Below are 21,592 nucleotides of genomic sequence, written 5' to 3' on the forward strand. Positions count from 1 at the left end.
GTAGGCGGCGTGCGGCCACTACCCGCGCTCCTATTTCGCCTTCCCCTCGGCGCCGTCCCCACGCCCCGCGGCAATCGGTTCGATCACGCTGAAGAGCAGCAGCAGGCATAACAGCGCGGTGCCGACCATGTAGAGAAACACGCTCGTCCAGCTGTACTTGTCGAGCAGAATGCCGACGACAAGCGGCGCGCATGCGCCGCCAATCTGGCCCACGCAGTTCACGATACCGAAGGCGGCCGGATATGTGGACTTCGTCGCGAGTCCCATCGGATACGCGGAATAGCCTGCAAAGCCGATGCCGAGCATTAGGCCCGCCAGTATCAGCGCGACGCCGAGATACGCGACGCTGTCGGGCGCGTCGATTAGCAGAAGCATCATCAGCATCGTGCCGAGCGCGCCGAGCATCATCATCGGCTTGCGGCGGCCGCCCAGCAAACGGTCGGAGATCACGCCGCCCAGCATGTTGCCGGCCACCGCACCAATGAATGGCGCCGATGCGAGGAAGCCCATCTTGACAGAAGCAAAACCCTTGACGGTCACGAGATACGTCGGCATCCACGACATGAAGATGTTGCTGATCCCGATCATGCAACCGTAGCCGATCGCGACGCCCAGGATATTCCATGAACCGAACACCTGCCGGATCGTCTCGAGTTGAGCAACACGCCTTGTACGATTGAACGCATCCAGATACGGAATATGCGCGACTTCGTTGCGCCGCGATGCGTGCGCGCCGTGGGCCTGGCGCGGCGTATCGTCGGCGATATAGCGTTGTTCGGCCTCGGAACAGAAGCGGTTCTCGCTCGGCGAGTTGGTCACCGTGAACATCCAGACTATGGCGAGCAGAATGCCCGGCACAGCGAATACATAGAAGATTTCTCGCCATCCCCACAACTGGATCACGACGATGCAAACCGACGGCACGATCAGCGGACCGAGCTTCGACGCCGCAATCCAGAGTCCCGTCGCCGTGCCCTTCTCTTTTGCGGGAAACCAGCGGTTGATCACATTCGTGCAGCCGATGCCCAGCGGGCCTTCCGATAGACCCAGACCCACGCGGTATGCCTGCAACAGGAATACCGACGACGTAGTGCCCATGAGGCCGGTAAACACCGACGTGAGGATCATGAAGATCGAAAACAGAAAGCCGGTGGTCTTTTCGCTGAGCCGTTTATAAAGCAGCCCGACCGGTATCTGCACGAATCCGTACGCAAAAGAAAAGAGACTCACGATCAGTCCGGCCTGCGTGTTCGTAATGCCGTATTCCTTCTTCAGGTACGGCAATGCAATGCCGAAATTGGCGCGATCGGCGCAGGCAATGGCCCAGATGCAAAAGATCAGCCCCATCACGATCCAACGGTGGCCGGTACGCTTCTCTGCGACCGGCTGCGCTTTCGCGCCCGCGACGACACCCTCCGCATTGTTCATACCGGTCCCCTCGCGATGTTGCGCGGGAAAAGGGGCGTAAAAGCAATGGGCGCGATACGGCGGCACGTTTTCACGTTTGTCTCCAATGTGCTTGAAACTTATTTCCCTTCCCTGCTGGGAAGTGGGTGAAGGAACGCTCCTTCTGACGGTTTTGATTCTGGCCGCCGTGCCATACGCCGTCCAATCTTTTCTCGCTATTGATTGATGCCGGAATTGAATCGATAACGCTCGCCCTTCGCGTGTCGATCCGTGGATCAACTGATAGCGTTTTGGGATTGGACGCGGCGAATGAAAAAGCCCATCATCCGCCGACATTGCGACTGGATGCGTGCGCCGGATACGGCGTCGCGACGACCGCCAACTACAACAAAGGAGCGCACGGAATGAAACCGAACATTCTGCAACTGAACCCTATTCTGATTCCCGCGATCAACGACACGCTCGCCTCGCTCTACACCGTGCATCGCCTCTTCGAACAGAACGATAAGGACGCGTATATCCGCGAGCACGGGCAGTCGATTAGAGGCGTGATCACCGGCGGACATACGGGCATCGCAAACGACATGATTCAACGGTTGCCCGCGTTGGAGGTGATTGCAGTGAACGGCGTGGGCACCGATGCCGTGGACCTCGAATTCGCGCGTTCGCGCGGCATTCCGGTCACGGCAACGTTCGGCGCCTTGACCGAAGATGTCGCCGACCTCGCCATCGGTTTGATGCTCGCGGTGTGCCGCGAAATCTGCGCGGGCAACGAGTTCGTCAAATCGGGCAACTGGCAGAAGAATCCGCATCCGGGTGCATTGCCGTTGTCGCACCGTCTGAGCGGAAAGCGAGTGGGCATCGTCGGGATGGGTAAAGTCGGTCGCGCAATTGCACAACGCGCTACTGCGTTCAATTGCCCTATCACGTACACCGATTTACGACGCATGGACGATGTCGCGTATCCGTTCGTTGCCGACCTGCTGTCGCTCGCGCGCGGCTGCGATTTTCTGGTGCTGGCGGCCGCCGCCGACAAGGCGCAAGGCATCGTGAATGCCGCGGTACTCGACGCGTTGGGCAAGCACGGTTACCTGATCAACGTGGCGCGCGGCAAGCTGGTGGTCGAAAGCGATCTGGTCGACGCGTTGCGTGGCGGCGTGATCGCGGGCGCGGGTCTCGACGTGTTCGTGGACGAACCGAATGTGCCGTCCGCGCTCTTCGAAATGGAACGTGTCGTGCTGCAGGCGCATCGCGCAAGCGCCACGATCGAATCTCGCACGGCGATGGGTGAAATGGTGCTTGCAAGCCTTGCGCAGGCGCTCGCCGGGCAACGTCCCGAGGGCAGCCTCACGACCTGAAGCAGCGGCTGTTCTGCCATGCGTGGATCGAGCGAGAGCGTGCGCACCTATAATGACCGTCGACTTCCCTATCCATGTCGATACAAGAATGCTCGATCTCGGACAAGTGCGTTGCTTCGTTGCGGCGGCAACAGAACTGAACTTCAGGCGTGCGGCTGCGCTGCTGAACATGACGCAGCCGCCGCTCAGCAGACAGATCCAGTTACTCGAAGACAACCTGGGCGTCATGCTCTTCGAACGCATTGGCCGCACGGTCAAGCTGACGACGGAAGGCCGCGTCTTTCTCGCGGACGCCACGCGTCTGCTCAATCTCGCCGAGCAGGCGGAAAGCACGGTACGGCGCGCGAGCAAGGGCAAAACCGGGCGCGTGCGTCTTGGCTTCACCGGCGCGGCAGGCTATGAACTGATTCCCGAGTTGCTGGTGGCGGCAGCCGAAGTGTTGCCCGAGATCGACGTGGTCTTGCTCGAACTGGTCTCGGCTGCGCAGATCGAAGCCTTTGCCGCGAACACGATCGATCTCGGCTTTCTCCGGCCTTTGCCATCCAGGCAGAAGCTCGAGTTCCTTCTCGTCGACGAAGAACCGTTGATCGTCGCGCTGCCGAAGCGGCACATGTTGTGTCAATTCGAGCAGATCGCATTGAGGCAACTCGACGAGCAGCCCTTCATCATGCATTCGCCCACGCAAGGGAAGTACTTTCACGACCGCATCATGGGGATGCTCGCGACCGAAGGCGTGAATCTGAACATTGCGCAGTACATCGATCAGACGCCCACCATTCTGTCGCTCGTGCGCGCGGGGCTAGGCGTTGCGATTTTGCCCGCGTCGGCGCAGCGGTTCCATTACGACAATGTGGAATTCCGGTTCATTGCGCAGCATTCGATCCAGGCGGAGATGAGCATGGCCTGGCGAGCGGATCAGGACAATCCGGCCGTCATTGCTTTCCGGTTAATGGCTGCGGAGTACTTTGCGCGGAAGGCGCGGGGCTGATTTTCCGGTCCGGCAACCGCGCCTCCCAACGCATCACACGAAACGCAAAAACACCCGTCAATAAGCAAACTTCCGATAGTTCTCGGCACCCGGTGCGGTATCCAGTTCTTCGACCCGCGGCATGTATCGCAACAACCGTTTGCCCCGCGCGCTCAACTGGTCGTAGACAGCCGCAGGTACGTCGATATGCACTTCGGGCCGAAAGTACCAGCTTCTGCTGTAGCCGATCACCACCATAGGACGCGGTACGTCGGTTTTGTTCGGTGTGCCGCGATGCAGCGCACGCACGTCGCGGATCATTACATCGCCCAGCTTCATTGGAATCGCCTGCAATGGCACACGCCCTTCACGCCATGCCTGCAACGCTTCGTCCGAGCGCATACGATGCGTGCCGAGCGTGGTTTCGAACGGACCGTTTTCCAGCGTGACATCGCATAACGGGAAGTTCACTGCCAGCTGGAACGAAGGCGTTTCGGGCTCGCCGTCGAACAACGCCGGCGTGTCGCGGTGCACGTCCTGATAGGTGGAGCCGTTGAGCGGCGTGTCGGTGGCGAGTTGGCACATGACAGGATCGTCGCCCGCCACGCGCTCGACTATCGCGAGCACGTCCGCATCGCAAAAGATGGTTTCGTCGGCAAACACGCCGGTAAACGGCAGCGTGATGTAGTGCCGGTTTTCACCGCGTACGGCCGTCGCTTTGGATGCAAGCCGCTCGTCGAGCAACGGCTTGAAAGCCTCGGCCCATGCGCGAAGCTTTTCCGCCGGAAAATGGTTTCTCAATACGACCATTCCGTCGCGTTCGAACGCCGCGGCAAACTCGTCAAGCTGGCCCTCTGAATAGCGTCCCACATTTGTCTCCGTGATTTTTTGTACGGACTTCAAATGTACCGCGTCGTCGACGCGCTGTCTTGAGCGTTGAAAAGGTCGCACGCGTTTGCGTACCGTTTTTGCGGCGCCGCGCTGCTCATGTCCAGCTAGCGGCGTAACTGGCGCGGCCGGGTATATCGCTTGCGCCAGACTACGGAACCTTCCGGCTCCGGCAGAAAAGCGATGATCGTGCACCATCTCAACTGCATTTCCACCTGTCCGTTGGGCGGCCGCCTGATGGACGGGCGCACCCGGTCGCTCGCCGAGCGCGGGCTGCTCACCTGCCATTGCCTGCTTGTCGAGACCACCGCGGGACTCGTGCTGGTCGATACCGGCTTTGGGCTGCGCGACGTCGCCGATCCGCGCTCGCGCATCAGCCGTTTCTTTCTCGGGCTCGTGAGTCCCGATTTCCGCGAGGAGATGACTGCGATCCGCCAGATTCAGCGTCTCGGCTTCAGTCCACGCGACGTCACGCATATCGTGCTGAGTCATCTGGACTTCGATCACGCCGGCGGGCTCGACGATTTTCCTTATGCGACCGTGCATATGTTGCAAGTGGAGCGCGATTACGCGTTCGAGCAAAAGACGTGGATGGACCGCCAACGTTTTCGTCCACAACAATGGTCTACTTCGGTGAACTGGCGCGTGTATCAGGCGAGTGCAGGCGAAGCGTGGAACGGCTTCTCGCGAGTGCAGCAACTCGACGGACTGCCGCCTGAACTGCTCGTCGTTCCGTTGCGCGGACATACGTTCGGGCATGCGGGAATCGCCGTAAACACGACGGGCGAGCAATGGCTTTTCAACGCCGCCGACGCCTACTTTTATCACGGGGAGATGCATGCCACGCCGCATTGCACGCCGGGGCTTCGCATGTATCAGTGGATGCTGGAGAAGGACCGCACGGCGCGTTTCGACAATCAGCGCCGCTTACGCGAACTCGCGCTGCGCGAGTCCGCTGTGACCGTATTCTGCAGTCACGACGTGACCGAATTCGAACGGCTCGCAAAGCGCGCTGCAAATGTGCCTGCGCAGAGGCCGGGACACGGGTCCGACGCCATGCAAGCCTCGCTGTCGTCAAACGGCCGCACTGTGTGACGGTACGAGAAGCGGGACGATAAGCACAACCGCGAGACACCCGCGAGCGCGATGAAATCCAGTATGCTGGGCGCTTCAGCCGTCCGGCCCAGATGGATTTCACTCTTCGCCATGAACCTTTCCTTTGAAGTTCTCCAGGTACTCGACGCCGTCGATCGAACCGGCACGTTTGCAAGCGCTGCCGAAACCTTGCATAAGGTTCCTTCGTCGCTAACCTATCTCGTGCAGAAGCTCGAACTGGATCTTGGCGTCAAGCTGTTCGACCGCAGCGGCCGGCGCGCCACCCTCACGCATGCGGGACGCGTGGTCGTCGAGGAAGGCCGCCGTCTTCTGGCGGCGGCGGAAGACCTGGAATCCAAGGCAAAGCGCATCGAGCAGGGCTGGGAGTCCGACGTGTACGTGGCCGTCGACGAAATCATTCCGTTCGCGCTGCTGTGGGATCACGTCGACGAGTTTTACGGGCTGAAGCTCGACACGCGCCTGCATCTGTCCAAAGAAGTACTGGGCGGTTCCTGGGATGCGCTGCTCACACGCCGTGCCGATCTGATTGTCGGCGCCGCGGGCGATCCGCCGGCAATCCCGAATCTCATCGCGAAGCCTATCGGCTCGCTGCGGCACGTGTTCGTGGTGGCGCCGCAGCACCCGCTTGCGTCGTTGCCCGGGCCGCTTACGCTCGATGTTGTCGCACGGCATCGAGCGGTTGCGATCGGCGATACGTCGCGCGATCTCGCACCGCGCACCATTGCGCTTGCAGTTAATCAGGAAGTGCTGACCGTGCCCACGCTCGAAACGAAGCTCGCTGCGCAATTGCGCGGGCTCGCTGCGGGCACGATTCCCGAGTGCCTCGCCATCGACGCGCTCAGGCGCGGTGAACTCGTCCAGAAAGAAGTGCTCGGCATGCGTGATGTCACGCACTTTTATCTGGCGTGGCGCGACGACGAGACGGGTAAGGCACTGCGCTGGTGGGTCGATCGGCTGGATCAGCCGGATCTGATCGACAAAGCGGTGCAACAGCAGATGCAGCAGACGCAGCAGACGCAAGTGAACGCGTGACAGGGCGAACGCCATGCCCCGCAGGGCGATCCAACCGCTCGGCGCAGCTAGCGGCCTTCGCTGACTTTCTGCCGCGTACGCTTCGGCAGACGCGAGTTCAAATGCGGGCTCAGACGCAGGTCCACCTCGCCCTGCCTGTCCACGCGCGGCAACACGACCCGGGACGCAACTCTCGCGGCATCGAGCAGTTGTTGCGCGGCCGCGAAGTCCTCGAGATCGCGCCCCTGGCTTAGCCTCGCGCACGCGGATTCGACGAGACGCACCGCGTCGGCAGCGCGCCCTTGCGCCCACCACAACTGGCCGAGACTCGTCGCGGCACGCAATTGCAACGAGCGGCAACCTTGTGCGAGCGATTCCTCCATCGCGGCGGTCAGGCACGCCTCGGCATCCGTGACGACATCGCCACCTGGCGGCGAGCCCGCAGCGCCGAGCAACAGCAGTTCGCCGTACGCGCGCCGCAGTTCGACCACATACCAGTGATCGCCGCTTTCGTCGCACTGCGCCAAGGCTCGCGTCACCGCTGCGATTGCCTCGTCGCGTCGCCCGGCGCGCCCCAATGCAAGACCGTACCGCGCGACGAGCATCGCGCGTTGAGCACCGTACTCGAGTGAGTCGAGTTCGTCCAAGGCGGCGCGAAACGCATTCAGCCGCTCGGGGCTCACGTCGTCGAGCGAGCGCAGATACTCGTCGAAAGCGCGGGCGCATGCCTGCGATACACCGAGACCCGTACGAGCCGACACATCGCGCAGCAATGCAATTGCGTCAGCCGCGCGCTCGCGTTTGCCCGACAGCAGCGCAAGCGGGATCTCCGCTTCGACCAGCACGTAGCAGGTGACGATGGCCTGGTCCTGCGCACACGCGCTCGCGACACAGGCTTCGGCCAGATCGAGCGCCTCGTCACGCGAGCCCTGAAACCACAGCAGACGCGCAAGCGTGGCGCGTCCCACCACGCCCTGATCGATCGACTGCCCGAGTGGCAAGCCGTGCTGCAGCGTGTCGGTGTGCTGAAGAAACCGTTCGAGTGACGCGCGCGCCTGTTGCTGGTCGCCCGCGTAGTGCGACGCGATGCCGAGAAGGCGCGAAGCAAGGATGTCGTTGCTTGCGTCGCCCGTCTGCGCCGCGAGAGACGCGAAACGATGCGCGAACGCAAGCGCATTTCGCGCCGCGCCTGAAGACTGGCTCGCGTTCCACATACCCCACAACGCGCGCGCTTCGAATGCGTGGTCACCGAGCGCGATGGCCAGCGCGAGCACCTCGGCCCAGATCGCGAGCGTTTCGCGGTTCGGTCCGTTCACATAGACGAGCGCCGCACCGAGCGCGGCGAGCAGTTGCATGCGAACTCGCAAATGCCGCGTCGAGCCCGAGCCGCCATGCGTTCGCGCAACGCTATCGAGCGCGCGCCGCGCCCACGCGCAGCATTCGTCGACGAGTGACAGTTCGTACAGCAGCGCGACCACTTTGACCGCGAGTTTCTCTGCGAGCGCATCGTCGCCCTTCGACGAAAGCGCCCAGCCGAGCGCCGCGCGCAGATCGTCGAGCCATTCACGCATACGCGAATGCCAACGGTCGGCGTCGGCCTCCTCGGAGCGTGCTTCGGCCGACATGTAGCGCTCCAGCAAGCCCGTAAAATAGCGCGCGTGATTGAGCGTGACGGCGCGCCGCTCGCCGTTGTCGTCGAGCTTTTGCAGTGCGTACGCGCGAGTGGTTTCGAGTAGCCGATAGCTCGCGCGGCCGCGCTCCACCTTGGCAACGACCAGCGATTTTTCGACGAGGCCCGACAGCGCCGCAATCACCTCCTGCTCGCGCAAGCCGATGTCCGTCACGACGCTGATGGCCGCGTCCATCGAAAAGCTGTTGACGAAAATGCCGAGCCTGCGCAGCGTTGCGCGCTCCGCGTCGTCGAGCAGCCCGTGGCTCCAGTCGAGCGTGGCCTTCAACGTCTGATGCCGGGGCAGCGCCGTACGATTGCCGCCCGTGAGCATATTGAAGCGATCGTCGAGATGATCCGCGAGCGTTTCTATGCCGAGGATCGCCGCGCGGGCCGCGGCCAGTTCGATTGCGAGCGGTATGCCGTCAAGCCGGCGGCACACCGTGCCGGTCAGCTGGATGCTTCGCTCGTCGGACGACAAACGCGCGTCCATTGCTCGGGCGCGCGACATGAATAGCTGCACGGCGCTGCACTGAAGCACGTGCTCACCTTGATCGTCGTGCGAAGGAACGTCGAGCGAGGCGACCCAATATAAATGCTCTTCGGTGACGCGCAGCGGCTCACGGCTCGTTGCGAGAACACGCACGCCAGGGCCCGCATTGAGCAGCGCATCGGCGAGTTCCGCAGCGGGGCCGAGCACGTGCTCGCAGTTGTCGAGCACGCACAGCACGCGCCGTTCGCCCCATTCGCGGCTGACCCGCGTAAGCGTGAGCGGACCGCTCGCCTTGCTCACGCCCACGCTCGCAGCGAACATCGCGAGTACGCTGTTTGCGTCCGACGTGGACGCCAGCGAGACCAGATAGACGCCGTCCGGATATTGGTCGAGCAGAGATCGCGCGACTTCGACCGCGAGGCGTGTCTTGCCGATGCCGCCCGCGCCGAGAAGCGTGACATGCCGCGCCGACGCGAGCGTGCGCGCGACGTCGCGCAGCGCCCCGTCGCGGCCGATCAGCGGCGAAAAACTCGCGGGTAGATTGTGGGGCACCTGACCGGCGGAACGAACCTGCCGGTCATCGGCTACTCGGGAATCGGATTGATTGACGCCGTTGGCGGGCGGCAGCGGCGACTGCCTTGCGACGAGCCTGTAGCCCCTGCCCGATACAGTCTGGATGAGTCCGCGGCTTTCGCCGAGCACCTTGCGCAGCGCGGACATATGAACCTGAAGATTGTTCTCTTCAACGATGGTGTCGGGCCACACCTCTTTCAACATGTCGTTCTTCGACACGAGTTCGCCCTTCGCGGCGATCAGCACGGCCAGCATGTCGAATGCGCGGCTGCCGATGCGCACGGGTTGTCCGTCGAGAAGCAGTTCCCGACTGGCAAGGTCCACTTGAAGAGGTCCGATGCGAATCATGAGGCGGTATCCAGGACGCAACCGGTGGAGAAGCTGCCGGGCAACAGCGGCCCGGCGATGAGTCCCCGAAGTCTAGACCAACCGCAACTTCGCATGCGCGGAAAAAACTGAAGCTATCGTTCAAAATTTTTGTATTGAACCAGCGGGTGCTGCAGGTCGACGACCGACGCCAGAATCATCGCGGCCGCGTTGACCGGGACTGCGCTGCGAACCCTCGGTTTGTAGATGAGATCATTACGGCGGATCGTCGCCCCGCTCACCGCGCAGCGTCCCTTTAGTCTCGCACGGCAACTGATCCATACCTGGTCCGCGTAACGGCATAGCGTGGCGTCCTGCCAGAGGACGGCGATCGACGTTTCGGACAGACGCTCGATCACCTCGACCTGCCGGTGCCGCGACGGTTCATTGGCGGCCTCGCGCGTCAGCGGCGGTGCAAGATAGGCTTCGCCTTCCGCTTCGCCGCGATAACCGGCAAGGAGCCGCTTGATCACGTGACTCCATACCGGCGCAAGGCTCTCGTCGTGCGTGGCCGCGTGATCGTCGTGCGCCAAGCGGCAAGCGTCATGATGCACGTCCGCTTCGTGCCTCGCTGCAGTCTTGCATTGCCTGGCCGGGGATTCGATGTGCATCGTGATTCTCCTCGAAAGTTGGCGCAGCGCTCATAACAGAAGTGGCCGGCAGCGTCGCCCGGCCACGCTGCCTCACTGAGCCGGCGCCGCTTCGTAATTGACCGGCACCCAGTCGTACGTGTTACCGTTCTGCCTGATGTGCCCGAGGCCCGGAAAGGCGATATGCGCGGCGCCGATCAGATAGCGCTCCCTCGCAGCGAGTTCGAGCGCGCTGCGTCGCGAACGTTGGGCCGCGGCGGCATCGGTGTCGTATTCGACCGATGCCGTCGGGTTCTGCAACTGGATCGCCGCCACATGCACGATGTCGCCCCACACGAGCAGGCGATTCGCGCCGCTTTGCACCAGATAGCCGGTGTGGCCGGGCGTGTGTCCATCGAGCGCGACGGCGCAAATGCCTGGGTCGAGCTCGACATCGCCTTGAAAAGGTTTGAAGCGGCCCGCCGCGATATACGGGGCGACGCTCGCACTGGCAGCGTCGAAGAAAGTGCTGAGAAAGGCCGGCGCTTTGGACTTGTTGGCCGGGTTCAACCAGTAGTCGGCTTCGGTCTGACTCACGCGCACGACGGCATGCGGAAAGGCCATCGCGCCGCTCGTCGCGATGCCGCCCACATGGTCCTTATGCAGATGCGTCAGCAGCACCTCGTCGATCTGTTCGGGCCGATAGCCGGCCGCCCGCAGATTGGCGAGCAGCTTGCCGCAACAATCGCCATACAGCACGCCCGCGCCGGAGTCGACGAGAATCAGCTTCGAGCCCGTGTTGATCAGGAACGCGTTGATCGAGCCTTGCACCGGCGCCTGCAGGAAATCGCGATCCAGGTCGCGCGCGATCTCCGCCTTCGGAACATCTTCGATCACGGTGTCGATCGGAAACGGATGCGTGCCGTCAAGCAGCGCGGTCACTTCGAAGCCGCCGAGCATGATCCGGTAAAAGCCCGGGCCCTGAGTCCTGACCTGAGGCGCGGCGCCAAACGCCACGCCGCTCCACAGGCTCGTGACGACGCTCAATAACAGCACGCAGCAGGCCGCCGCATGCAGGGTTGCGCTACGTTGAATCGACTTCATCGTCTGCTCCGTCAGGGGTTGGCCGCGAGCTTCGTGGACTGGCTGAGGTACGCATGAATCTGGGCGACGACGGCCGCGCCGTCGCCGACCGCGGCGGCGACACGTTTCGCGGAATCCGAGCGCACGTCGCCGACCGCGAACATGCCCGGCACGCTGGTTTCAAGCGGATAGTGCGCACTGGCCGCCGACGCGCCCTGCCCGCTTCTCGCCATGCCGGTCAGGAGAAAGCCGCGATTGTCGAGCTCGACGCCGCTTGCGGCGAGCCAATCCGTTTTTGGCTCCGCGCCGATAAAGAGAAAAAGATGCCGCGAAGCCAGGACTTCCTCTTCGCCGCTCGCTTCGTGGCGCACGCGTAGATGCGTGAGCCCTGCTTCATCGCCTTCGAGCGCGCGCAGCGTGCAGCCGGTGCACAACGACACATTTGGCAGCGAGCCGATGCGGTCGATCAGATACTTCGACATGCTCGCGTTGAGGTCCTGGCCGCGAATCAGCATGCGGATGCTGCGCGCGAAGTTCGCGAGAAACACCACGGCCTGGCCCGCCGAGTTGCCGCCTCCCATCAGCACGATGTCCTGGCCTTTGACGAGCTTCGCTTCGATGGTCGACGCCCAGTAATACGTGCCGCGCCCCTCGAAACGTTCGAAGCCCGGCACTGTCGGCTTGCGGTATGCGGCGCCGCTCGCCACTACGACCGTGCGCGCGCTGATGCGCTGGCCGTCGACGAGCGTCAGCACGAACATCCCGTCTTGCCGCGTTACTTCGGTGACCTTGCCTGGAATCGCGAGGTGCGCGCCGAACTTCAGCGCCTGCTGGAACGCGCGCGCGGCGAGCGCCTGCCCGGAGATGCCGGTCGGAAAGCCCAGATAGTTTTCAATGCGCGAACTCGCGCCGGCCTGGCCGCCTGGCGCGCGCTGATCGAACACGGCCACCGAGAGCCCCTCGGTAGCCGCATAGACCGACGCCGCCAGTCCGGCCGGACCCGCGCCGACGATCGCGACGTCGTACCTGTGCGACTGCTCGAAGGTCGGCACGAGTCCGAGGCACGACGCGAGTTGCGCCTCGTCCGGCGCGCGCAGCACATGCCCGTTCGGGCAGAACACGAGCGGAAAGTCGCCGGGCCCGGTCGTCATGCCGCCGAGCAGGGTCACGGCTTCGGGATCGGAACGCGCATCGATCACCGTCGCCGGATACGCATTGCGCCGCAGGAAGCCTTGCAATCCCACGAGGCGTGCGTCGTCGCCATTACCGACGATAATCGGCCCGAGCCCCTGCTCGATCAGTCCGAGCCGGCGCAGAATCAACGCGCGCATGATGTGCTCGCCGAGTTGCGCATCGGCGACGATCAGCGCTCGCAGACGCTCGGGCTCGATCACGAGCGTCTCGACATCGGTCAGCGCGAGGCCGTCGATCAGCGCGGGCTTGCCGGAAAGCTGCGCCATCTCCGCCATGAAATGGCCGTCGTCGTGCTCGGTCACGAGCGTCGAGCGGCCGAAGCTGTCGCGCGAAAAGATCCGCACGCGGCCATGCAGCAACACGAAAAGCCCCAGCGCGACCTGCCCGGTCTCGAAGATCAGTTCGCCTGCCTTGAAGTTCATCGGCCGCGCGAAGCGGCGCAGGCTTTGAATTTCCGCAGGCGACAGACGCGGGAACATCTGATGTTGCCGGTATTCGAGCGACGAATACGGGAACTCCAGCTCGGACGGTTGCGCCACGTCGGGCGATAAACCGGAAGTGCTCATAACGATGACCTTTGTTTTCGTGACGGCCTCAATCGATCCGATATCAGCCGCTACTTACCTACGCGCTACCATCCGAACTTCAGTTCCGCGCCGATGTAGTCGGCGTTGCGCGCGCCGAGTTCGCGCAGCGACGGTCCCACCTGGAAATGCACGGCTTCGAGCGCCGCCGCGAGATTCGCGGTGACTGCCCAGTCGGCGCGCAACTGGGTATAGAAACCGGTCCAGCGCGAGCCGTGTCCCGCCGTGCCCGGCACGACCGCCGAGCCTTGCTGATAGACAGCGTCGGCGGTGGTCTCACGCCATTGCAGGCCAACGCCTGCGAGCAGCGAGAGCTTGCTCGTCGGCTTGACGATCAGCGACGGCTTCACGTGAATCAGGTTCGTATAGCCGGTGTAACCCGCAAGCGCGAAGTAGTAGCCGTTCGGAAAGAGCGGATTGAAGGTGCCGACGCGGCCATCGCCAGGATGGGTGTCACCGGAAGCCGCATCCACCTGAATACCGACGCGCGGCGTCCACGGCGTCGAGGCGAACGTATAGCCCGCGAGCGAGCCGACCGCCCACGCGCCGATCGTTTTCGCGCCGACATGCCCCGACTGATACATCGTCTCGATGTCCCAGTCGACGTGGTTCAGCGTGCCGGAATAGCGTGCATCGAATACATCGCGGTGCTCGTCGCCGGTCGCGTCGAGAAAACGCGCATTGCTGCGGTTGTAGCGCGAGTAATACGCGGATACGTCGCCGGGGCCGACCGCTTTGCGCTCGACGCGCACACCGCTGAACGTCAGATGCCGGTTCGACACGTCGTCGAAATCGCTGTTGTCGCGGTATTGCACCGGCTGCGTCGCATACGCGATCCAACGCCAGAGACCCGTCTCGTAGTCGGCCCAGATCGCGTCGAAGGCCTGGCGCACATTCGGGCCGTCGCGCACGGAGATGAAGCGCTGCAAGTCGAACGCCATCTCCTGGCGGCCGAGCCGGAACTTCACGACGCCGGGGCCGAGCGGCTCGACGATAGCGACAAACGCCTGGCGCAAGTCGAGCGGATTCTTGTCGACCGGGGTGACATTGTCCTTGCCGTACGGACGGGCGTCCTCGAACTGGGTGAAGATCTGCACGTGAGGACCGAGGTGCACGTCCGCATGCACTTCGAGGCGTTGCAGCAGATACGTATCGTCGTGCCCCGCGCCGAGACCGAAGAGCGGCGCGTCGTTCATTTCGAGCCGCTCGCGCAGCACGACGCCGAGCGACACGTACGCGTCGGGATTGCCGAACAGCGGAATGTACTTGAGCGAGTCGAACGGGCGCTTGGGTACGCAAGGATTTGCGAGCGCCGACCAGTTTTCCTGCCAGCGGTTGAACATCACCGTCGGGCGCGCGCACGAGGTGCTTGCCGCCGGAGCGCTCACGGCCGCAGTGTCGTCGGCGCTGCCGAGCGCGGTGTCGGCTGCCATTGCCGGCAGTGCCGCCGTTAGCCCCGCTGTGAGCCCCGCTGTAAGCCCCACGGTAAGCCCCACCCTAAGCCGTGCGCTCAGGCTGGCCTTGAGGCTCGCTGCGGGCCGCTTGCCGAGCAGCCAAGCACCCAGCGCAGCGCCCCGCCCAAGCCGCGCTCGCGCGGCTCGCTCTGACGAACGCGGCCGACGCGGCCCCACTGTCAGCAGCGCTCTGATTGCGCGCGCTTTATCGGCCATCGTGCACTTCGGCGATATATCCGCCCGGGAATTCGAGCACTGCCGTCTTGCCCGTTGCGCTGTTATACGGCGCATAAACCACCTTCGCGCCAGCCGCCTGCGCGCGCTGCAGCGTCTGTGCAAGATCGTCGACACCATAGCCGGTCGTCTCGCGGCCGAACGGGAACGGCAGCTTGCCGTCGGTGACGAACACCACCATGCGGCCAAAGCCCGAGGCGATGCGAATCTCACGGATCGTTTCGCCCGGGCGGCCGATCACGCCGGCGTCGGCGCGCGGGTTGTCCGAGACGATCTTGCCGTGCGAAAAGTGCAGCCAGCGGCGCACGAAGTTGTTCGCCTCGTAGCGCGAAACATACACGCGGTTATCCGGCACGCTCTGCAGCGGCGCATAGTTCGGCGCTTTCGTGTGCCAGTAGAGCTGCATCGTCAGACCGCCCGGCCACTGGATGATCGCGTCCTTGCCGATGGGGTCGTCGAAGCTGTCCACGAGCACATCCGCGCCCGCCGCGCGTGCGGCCTTCACCGCCTGATCGATGTTCGTAACCAGATAACCCGTGCGCTCATTGCCGAACGGATACGGAACCGGCGTTTCGAAGCCGAACACCGACAGCATGCCGACCGGCGTCTGCACATATTGCGACGCGGTCTTGCTGGGCGTCGGCGTGACGGTGAACACCGCGCGCGGCGACGCCTTGCCGCCGAACGTCGCGATAAAGCTGTTGACGAACGCGTCCAGATCCGCAGACGCCACGTACACGTGCGTCGTGTCGTATTGCGGACCGACCGACACATCCGGCTGGCGCGCGGCGAGCGCGGTGTTGGCGGTTGCGACTTCGGGCGGGCCGGCATCGGCGTGAGCGGAGGTGAGCGGCGCGAGGCCGATCAGCAACGCGGCGGAAACTGCCGCGAGAGGACGGAAACGCTGAAGCAAATGGATCATGTGATCTACCTGATGATGTTGGAAGAATTCGAGTGCAATCCGGATCCGGCGGATACGGGTTGCACCAGGGAGCGGGCCAGCGGTTGGGCCAAGGCTTTGAGTCATGGCTTCAGATCAGGACCTGCGCCTCGATCTGCAATCAACCGCCCTGTTTCGTGGCGCCGGGCGCGCCCGGCTTTTTTGCGCGGAACTGTCAGGCATCGGCGCGGCAACCGGCAATGTCGACGAAGGCGACGCCGCCTCCACCGCCGCGCTCTGTGGAAAGAGCTGTGCCTTCACCACAGGTATCGCGTGTTCGCCGAGCACCATGCCGAGCAGGCCGGCGAGCGCGATCAGCGGCGGCGCCGGCGACTGCACCTTGAGCAGCCAGTAGAGAAGTCCGACGCCGAAGCCGACTCCCAGTGAAATGATGTAGCCCATGCCAATCTCCTATCGAGGCCGGGTCAGTTCGGCCATTCCGAACCAAGCACCAGCCCGCAAAAATTCAGACGCCGGTAATTCGGATCCCATCGGTCGAGCACGTCGGCGTTGACCGTGCCGAACGTCGTTTGCGGACGATGTTCCATGCCGCGCGCGTATTCCTCGAGAATCCGCTTCTTGAAACCCACTTCGCGCGGACACGCCTGCACGATTTCGTCACGCTCGTCGACGGCGTATTCGTCGTAGCGCGCACCGCGCACGTCCATCTGCACGCCCGCGGCGAGCAACGCGACGAGCGGCGCGAGATGCTCGGGAATGCCCGGCGTCGTGTGCAATGCAATCGCCATCCATACTTCGTCGATCGCGTTTGCCGCCGCCCGATGCTCGCGCATGAAATCGCGCGCGGCGTTCGCGCTATCCACTTCGTAGCGGCACGACGAACGCCGATGCGCGCTGTTCAGGCCAACGTTATGAAACATCGCGCCCACATAAAGCAGTTCCATGTCGAAAACCATGTTCTCGCGATAGCCAGTCAGCGCACCGAACAGAAACGCCCGCTGCGCGTGATGGAACATCAACGCAGACTCGGTCGCGCGAATCCGTTCGGTTGCCCCACGGGCCATCGCACTGTCGGGCATGTCGATGCCCGCAATGGTTTTCTTCATGTCACCTCCTCCATATGCCGATCGCCGGCGATCTGCGCGGGCCTCGTCGCCAGAGGGACCTCGTTTGCGCACGATGCAGCGCATGGCGGCTCGGAACGGGCCGCCTTGCGATCCCATTCAGCGTACCGATTGCCGTCGATAAAAGCCTTGGCGCGACCTTAAAAAGCCTTAAGCGAAAGCTGAATTCGAATGGCCGCCGCCTCACAGTGCAAGCTCGTGAAAGCGCCGCACGCCGTCGCGGATCCACTGCAGCAGGCCGCCGCTGCCCTCATCAGCGGTGGCCGATGTCGCAAGCAGCATCTTTTCGCTTTCGTGATGGACCGAGAGCAACCGGCACATTTCCCGCGCGACTTCGGGGCGCCGCGCGAGGATCGGAGTAAGCGCGCTTTTGTCGAGCCGGAACACCGTGGCGCGTGTGACCGCGCGCACGACTACCCCGGTTCTCACGCCGGCGAGTATTCCCGACTGGCCCACCGAGTCGCCCGGCGCGAGCCTGCGCAATTCGACCTCGCCGCCGTCTTTCTGCACGACGGCCTTCGCAACCCCGCGCGCGAGAATGTGCAGCTCATGCCCGCCTTCGTCGGCGGCGGTATAGATCGTGTCGTCGACATCGAACTCGTGCAGCGTCAGTTGGCCGGCGAGCTCGGCGATCTCCGCGTCGTCGAGCGTCTGGAAGATCAGGACGTTGTGCAACAGCCGCTGCTTTTCGTCCGTGGGCTCACCCGTGGGCTCCGCTACCGACAATGGCCGCAACACCACGCCGCGCGACAGCAGATGCCGGTGCGCGAGGTCATACAGGTCGTTGCGCACGCCGATCTTCTTGTTCCATGCGTCGACGTAGCAGACGATCTCGTACTCGATCGCGTCGTTGGTGGCGCGCTTCACGCTCACGAGCGGCTTCGGCTCGGCGAGCACCTCGGGCGAACTGGCGGCGGCGTGCATCAGCGCCTGCAGGACGGTCGCCGGACGAATCGACGGTTTCACGGGCAGCAGCACGCTCACGCCATGCGTATCCATCGGCTGGTTCGCATTGACGATGTTCGTGCGTGCCGCCACGCTGTTCGGGATCACGACGATGTTGCCCTGCCCGTTCAACAAGCTCGTCGCGCGCCAGTTGCTTTCCACCACCTTGCCTTCCACTTCGCCGATGGTGATCCAGTCGCCTATGCGGAACGGCTGCGTCGCGTTGAGCACCACGCCGGAAAACACGTCGTTCAGCGTGCTCTGGATCGCGAGACCCAGCACCACCGCAACCGCTCCCGAGGTTGCGAGCAGCCCGCGCACCGGCAGCTGCAACACGAACGCGATCGCGCCGACCGCGGCGGCCAGAAACACGAGAGCACCGAGCACGTCCTGAAACAGACGCTCCTTGTGCCAGGTCTCAGGCAGCACCATTCGATCGAGCACGACGGTCACGAGCCGCGCTCCCTGCAGCCACCAGATCACTTCGAGAATCTGCGCGAGCAGATGGCGCACGGGCTCCGCGCCCCACGGCGCCTCGCGCAGCGGATTCATGCCGTGCGTGAAGAGCACATAGCTCGACAGGCCGAACATGATCACGCGCAACGCGAGCCGCGCGTTCGCGTTGCGGCGGCCCATGAAGCGCCAAGCGAGGAAGTCGAGAACCAGAATGCCGAGCCCATAGAGCACGCCATCGGTCAGAGTCGGCATAGTGATTCCCGCTTACGGCAAGGCACGATGAAGATCAGGCAAGTAGAGCAGCGCGCAGCGCGTCAGAACGCGAAGCAGCTGCAGCCGAGCGCACCCCAGAAGCCATTCGAATCGCTGACGGGCACGTTCTTGCGCCATGCCCAGCCATGCGCATGCGCATGCACGCCGCACAGATTCACGCAGCCGTCCACGCAGGCGACGGCGGTCGGCTTATAGCGGCTGTAGCCGCCGAACTCCGCCACCGGCGACCACGACGGACTCACCGGCAGATCGGGCGGCGCGAGCGGCGCGAACTCGTCGGCCGCGTAGACCACCTTGCCGCCCACCACCGTCATTACCGATTCGAGGTATTTGATGCTGGTTTCCTCGACGCTGAAGTAGTCGTCGCTCAACACGGCGAAGTCGGCGAAGTGGCCCGGCATGAGCGCACCCTTGCGGTCGTCTTCATTCGAGAACCAGGCGCTGCCGACCGTATAGCGGCGCAGCGCTTCCATGCGATCGAGCTTGTTCGCGCTCGAATACATTGCCGTGCCGCCAACCGTCTTGCCCGACACCATCCAGTACAGCGACACGAACGGATTGAAACTGGCGACGCGCGTGGCGTCCGTGCCCGCGCCAACCGGCAGACCCGCGTCGAGCATCTGGCGGATCGGCGGCGTGTGCTTGACTGCCTCTTCGCCGTATTGCTGGATGAAGTACTCGCCCTGATACGCCATCCGGTGCTGGATCGCGATGCCGCCGCCGAGCGCGCGCACCCGCTCGATGTTCTTCTGCGTGATGGTCTCGCAATGGTCGAAGAACCAGCGCAGGCCGTCGAACGGAATGTCCGCGTTCACGCGCTCGAACACGTTGAGAAAGCGCTCGATCGACTCGTTGTAAGTGGCATGCAGACGGAACGGCCAGCGGTTCGCGACGAGCAACCGGACCACCGCCTCGAGTTCGGCTTCGAGCGTGTCGGGCAGATCGGGCCGCGGTTCCAGGAAGTCTTCGAAGTCCGCGGCGGAAAAGACCAGCATCTCGCCCGCGCCGTTCACGCGCAGGAAGTCGTCGCCTTCGCCGGGCTTCGTCATCTTCACCCACTTCGCGAAGTCTTCAATTTCCTTCTTCGCGTTCTGCGTGAAAAGGTTATAGGCGATTCGCACGGTCAACTCATTGTGCTTCGCCATTTCCATGATGACCGCGTAGTCGTCCGGATAAGCCTGATAGCCGCCGCCCGCGTCGATTGCGCTCGTCACGCCGAGCCGGTTCAACTCGCGCATGAAGTGACGCGTCGAATTGCGCTGGTCTTCCAGCGCGAGCTTCGGACCTTTGGCGAGCGTCGCGTAGAGCAGGCCGGCGTTGGGCCGCGCGATCAGCATGCCGGTCGGATTGCCGCGCTTGTCGCGCTGGATCTCGCCGCCCGGCGGATTGGGCGTGTCTTTCGTGTAGCCGACCGCACGCAGCGCCGCCGCATTCAGAAGCGCGCTGTCGTACAGATGCAGGATGAAGACCGGCGTATCCGGCGCGATCGCGTTGATCTCTTCGAGCGTCGGGCCGCGCCGCTCGGCGAACTGGAATTCGTTCCATCCGCCCACCACGCGAACCCACTGCGGCGCGGGCGTGCGGGCCACCTGCTTGCGGAGCATGTCGAGCGCGTCCGCGAGCGACGGCACGCCGTCCCAGCGCAACTCCATGTTGAAGTTCAGACCGCCGCGAATGATGTGCAGGTGCGAGTCGTTCAGACCAGGAATGACCGTGCGGCCTTTCAGGTCGACATGGCGGGTGGCGTCGTTCACGTGACGCATCACGGCATCGCGCGAGCCAGCGGCGATAACGCGGCCATTCGCGACGGCGAGCGAATCGGCGAACGAGCGCTTCTCGTCCTGCGTCGCGATCTTGCCGTTGAAGAAGACGACCTCGGCCGGGGTGAATCCGGGTGACAGGTCTTTGGACATGGCGGGCTCCGTGAGAGAAAGGACAGGCAGGCTGATGAGACGTGCCGCGCTCGCCTGGATGGCGAGTCGAACTGGGAGGCAGTCTATCGACGGCGCTTTGCCAGGTCCTTGTCGAAGCCCTTAATAGTTCTTAATGCAAGTTCTTAATGCTGGTTGGTGAGCTGGTTCCTGTTGCCGGTTCTCAAAACGGTTCGTGTCGCGTCCGCGAAAACAATCGCCGCGAGTGGCGCACGCGCCTCAGAAGTTTTCATTATTTTTGCAGGACTTTATGCACGTGCTCTTCCTACACTGGCTGTGCGCTCAATGGCCATATGAACGGGCACGCTCGCAGCGCCACTCACCACCCTCGATCAAGGACTCGCCATGAAAGACCTAAAGCAGGCAGCGGCGCATCGCGCGGCATCGCTCAGGACGCCGACTCGCCTCACCGAAGACGCGACTCGTGACATCGCCGCCGCATTGACCACCCTGCTCGCCGATGTATTCGCGCTGTATCTGAAGACAAAGAACTTTCACTGGCATATGTCCGGGCCGTACTTCCGCGACTATCACCTGCTGCTCGACGACCAGGCGAACCAGATCTACGCGACGACCGATCCGATCGCGGAGCGCGCCCGCAAGATCGGCGGCAAAACGCTGCGCTCGGCCGGCCACATCACGAAGCTGCAACGTATCGCCGATAACGACGCCGACTTCGTCACGCCCGGCGACATGCTCGCGGAACTGCGCGAGGACAACCTAGCGCTCGCCGGCTATATGCGCGAAACGCATTCGTTGTGCGATGAATACGGCGATGTCGCGACTGCGAGCCTGCTCGAAAACTGGATCGACGAAGCCGAGCAGCGCGTGTGGTTCCTGTTCGAGTCGGGACGCCACGACTGATAGCGCACTGGCCTCGCTCGCACACGCCACCGGCGGCACAGGTTCAGTCATCCGCCTTAACAACAATTAAGCAATCTGAAAGTACGGGAAATATTCGCGCCCGTAGGATTCGCAACTCTGCGATGCCGCGTC

17 protein-coding genes are annotated in these 21,592 nt (G+C 63.4%); 5 read left to right on the forward strand and 12 right to left on the reverse strand.

Going from position 1 to position 21,592, the window contains the following annotated elements:
* Nucleotides 1-30 precede the first annotated feature (30 nt).
* A complete protein-coding gene (locus tag H281_RS0105645) occupies nucleotides 31-1,428 on the reverse strand; it encodes an MFS transporter (RefSeq protein ID WP_020066105.1) in 1,398 nt (465 codons plus the stop codon).
* Between the two features lie 383 nt (nucleotides 1,429-1,811).
* Between H281_RS0105645 and H281_RS0105650 the strand changes: the two genes are divergently transcribed.
* The gene (locus tag H281_RS0105650; RefSeq protein WP_027804324.1) at nucleotides 1,812-2,765 is read left to right on the forward strand and encodes a 2-hydroxyacid dehydrogenase; all 954 of its coding nucleotides are present in this window, start codon (nucleotides 1,812-1,814) and stop codon (nucleotides 2,763-2,765) included.
* Between the two features lie 88 nt (nucleotides 2,766-2,853).
* Complete coding sequence (locus H281_RS0105655) at nucleotides 2,854-3,753, forward strand: LysR family transcriptional regulator (RefSeq protein WP_020066107.1); 900 nt, start codon at nucleotides 2,854-2,856, stop codon at nucleotides 3,751-3,753.
* Nucleotides 3,754-3,810: 57 nt separating this feature from the next.
* Here H281_RS0105655 and H281_RS0105660 read toward each other — a convergent pair whose 3' ends face one another.
* Nucleotides 3,811-4,602, reverse strand: coding sequence for a phytanoyl-CoA dioxygenase family protein (locus H281_RS0105660; RefSeq protein ID WP_020066108.1), 792 nt, complete (start codon nucleotides 4,600-4,602; stop codon nucleotides 3,811-3,813).
* Between the two features lie 201 nt (nucleotides 4,603-4,803).
* Between H281_RS0105660 and H281_RS0105665 the strand changes: the two genes are divergently transcribed.
* Entirely contained in the window at nucleotides 4,804-5,715 is a 912-nt protein-coding gene (locus H281_RS0105665; protein WP_020066109.1) for an MBL fold metallo-hydrolase, read from the forward strand.
* 111 nt (nucleotides 5,716-5,826) lie between these two features.
* Entirely contained in the window at nucleotides 5,827-6,768 is a 942-nt protein-coding gene (locus tag H281_RS0105670; RefSeq protein ID WP_027804325.1) for a LysR family transcriptional regulator, read from the forward strand.
* Nucleotides 6,769-6,815: 47 nt separating this feature from the next.
* Here H281_RS0105670 and H281_RS0105675 read toward each other — a convergent pair whose 3' ends face one another.
* The 10 genes from H281_RS0105675 to H281_RS0105720 form a co-directional block, all read right to left on the reverse strand.
* Nucleotides 6,816-9,830 (reverse strand): winged helix-turn-helix domain-containing protein, encoded by a 3,015-nt coding sequence (locus tag H281_RS0105675; protein WP_020066111.1) that lies wholly within the window; start codon nucleotides 9,828-9,830, stop codon nucleotides 6,816-6,818.
* A 113-nt stretch (nucleotides 9,831-9,943) separates the two neighbouring features.
* Entirely contained in the window at nucleotides 9,944-10,459 is a 516-nt protein-coding gene (locus tag H281_RS0105680; RefSeq protein WP_020066112.1) for a DUF3331 domain-containing protein, read from the reverse strand.
* Between the two features lie 72 nt (nucleotides 10,460-10,531).
* Nucleotides 10,532-11,521 carry an MBL fold metallo-hydrolase gene (locus tag H281_RS0105685; RefSeq protein ID WP_020066113.1) on the reverse strand — a complete coding sequence of 330 codons (990 nt, stop codon included), beginning with the start codon at nucleotides 11,519-11,521 and terminating at the stop codon, nucleotides 10,532-10,534.
* An 11-nt stretch (nucleotides 11,522-11,532) separates the two neighbouring features.
* The gene (locus H281_RS0105690) at nucleotides 11,533-13,260 is read right to left on the reverse strand and encodes an FAD-dependent oxidoreductase (protein ID WP_020066114.1); all 1,728 of its coding nucleotides are present in this window, start codon (nucleotides 13,258-13,260) and stop codon (nucleotides 11,533-11,535) included.
* A 65-nt stretch (nucleotides 13,261-13,325) separates the two neighbouring features.
* On the reverse strand, nucleotides 13,326-14,711 hold the full coding sequence (locus H281_RS0105695; protein WP_020066115.1) for an alginate export family protein: 1,386 nt from the start codon (nucleotides 14,709-14,711) through the stop codon (nucleotides 13,326-13,328).
* A 226-nt stretch (nucleotides 14,712-14,937) separates the two neighbouring features.
* Complete coding sequence (locus H281_RS0105700; protein ID WP_020066116.1) at nucleotides 14,938-15,888, reverse strand: VOC family protein; 951 nt, start codon at nucleotides 15,886-15,888, stop codon at nucleotides 14,938-14,940.
* 114 nt (nucleotides 15,889-16,002) lie between these two features.
* On the reverse strand, nucleotides 16,003-16,308 hold the full coding sequence (locus H281_RS34355) for a DUF1427 family protein (protein ID WP_020066117.1): 306 nt from the start codon (nucleotides 16,306-16,308) through the stop codon (nucleotides 16,003-16,005).
* Between the two features lie 23 nt (nucleotides 16,309-16,331).
* Nucleotides 16,332-16,973, reverse strand: a complete 642-nt coding sequence (locus H281_RS0105710) for a hypothetical protein (RefSeq protein ID WP_020066118.1) — start codon at nucleotides 16,971-16,973, stop codon at nucleotides 16,332-16,334.
* Between the two features lie 201 nt (nucleotides 16,974-17,174).
* Nucleotides 17,175-18,644: a mechanosensitive ion channel family protein gene (locus H281_RS0105715; RefSeq protein ID WP_020066119.1), complete on the reverse strand. Its 1,470-nt coding sequence runs from the start codon at nucleotides 18,642-18,644 to the stop codon at nucleotides 17,175-17,177.
* A gap of 62 nt (nucleotides 18,645-18,706) precedes the next feature.
* Nucleotides 18,707-20,578, reverse strand: coding sequence for an amidohydrolase (locus H281_RS0105720; RefSeq protein ID WP_020066120.1), 1,872 nt, complete (start codon nucleotides 20,576-20,578; stop codon nucleotides 18,707-18,709).
* 363 nt (nucleotides 20,579-20,941) lie between these two features.
* Here H281_RS0105720 and H281_RS0105725 point away from each other — a divergent pair, with 363 nt between their 5' ends.
* The gene (locus tag H281_RS0105725; protein WP_020066121.1) at nucleotides 20,942-21,460 is read left to right on the forward strand and encodes a Dps family protein; all 519 of its coding nucleotides are present in this window, start codon (nucleotides 20,942-20,944) and stop codon (nucleotides 21,458-21,460) included.
* Nucleotides 21,461-21,592 lie beyond the last annotated feature (132 nt).

It is taken from the genome of Paraburkholderia caledonica (genome assembly GCF_000383275.1).
In the GTDB taxonomy this organism is placed as follows: domain Bacteria; phylum Pseudomonadota; class Gammaproteobacteria; order Burkholderiales; family Burkholderiaceae; genus Paraburkholderia; species Paraburkholderia caledonica.

Coding starts and splice junctions, on each gene's coding strand:
- H281_RS0105670 (WP_027804325.1), top strand. CDS start 5,827: ATGAACCTTTCCTTTGAAGTTCTCCAGGTACTCGACGCCGTCGATCGA.
- H281_RS0105645 (WP_020066105.1), bottom strand. CDS start 1,428: ATGAACAATGCGGAGGGTGTCGTCGCGGGCGCGAAAGCGCAGCCGGTC.
- H281_RS0105675 (WP_020066111.1), bottom strand. CDS start 9,830: ATGATTCGCATCGGACCTCTTCAAGTGGACCTTGCCAGTCGGGAACTG.
- H281_RS0105655 (WP_020066107.1), top strand. CDS start 2,854: ATGCTCGATCTCGGACAAGTGCGTTGCTTCGTTGCGGCGGCAACAGAA.
- H281_RS0105650 (WP_027804324.1), top strand. CDS start 1,812: ATGAAACCGAACATTCTGCAACTGAACCCTATTCTGATTCCCGCGATC.
- H281_RS0105680 (WP_020066112.1), bottom strand. CDS start 10,459: ATGCACATCGAATCCCCGGCCAGGCAATGCAAGACTGCAGCGAGGCAC.
- H281_RS0105720 (WP_020066120.1), bottom strand. CDS start 20,578: ATGTCCAAAGACCTGTCACCCGGATTCACCCCGGCCGAGGTCGTCTTC.
- H281_RS34355 (WP_020066117.1), bottom strand. CDS start 16,308: ATGGGCTACATCATTTCACTGGGAGTCGGCTTCGGCGTCGGACTTCTC.
- H281_RS0105700 (WP_020066116.1), bottom strand. CDS start 15,888: ATGATCCATTTGCTTCAGCGTTTCCGTCCTCTCGCGGCAGTTTCCGCC.
- H281_RS0105725 (WP_020066121.1), top strand. CDS start 20,942: ATGAAAGACCTAAAGCAGGCAGCGGCGCATCGCGCGGCATCGCTCAGG.
- H281_RS0105695 (WP_020066115.1), bottom strand. CDS start 14,711: ATGGCAGCCGACACCGCGCTCGGCAGCGCCGACGACACTGCGGCCGTG.
- H281_RS0105690 (WP_020066114.1), bottom strand. CDS start 13,260: ATGAGCACTTCCGGTTTATCGCCCGACGTGGCGCAACCGTCCGAGCTG.
- H281_RS0105685 (WP_020066113.1), bottom strand. CDS start 11,521: ATGAAGTCGATTCAACGTAGCGCAACCCTGCATGCGGCGGCCTGCTGC.
- H281_RS0105665 (WP_020066109.1), top strand. CDS start 4,804: ATGATCGTGCACCATCTCAACTGCATTTCCACCTGTCCGTTGGGCGGC.
- H281_RS0105715 (WP_020066119.1), bottom strand. CDS start 18,644: ATGCCGACTCTGACCGATGGCGTGCTCTATGGGCTCGGCATTCTGGTT.
- H281_RS0105710 (WP_020066118.1), bottom strand. CDS start 16,973: ATGAAGAAAACCATTGCGGGCATCGACATGCCCGACAGTGCGATGGCC.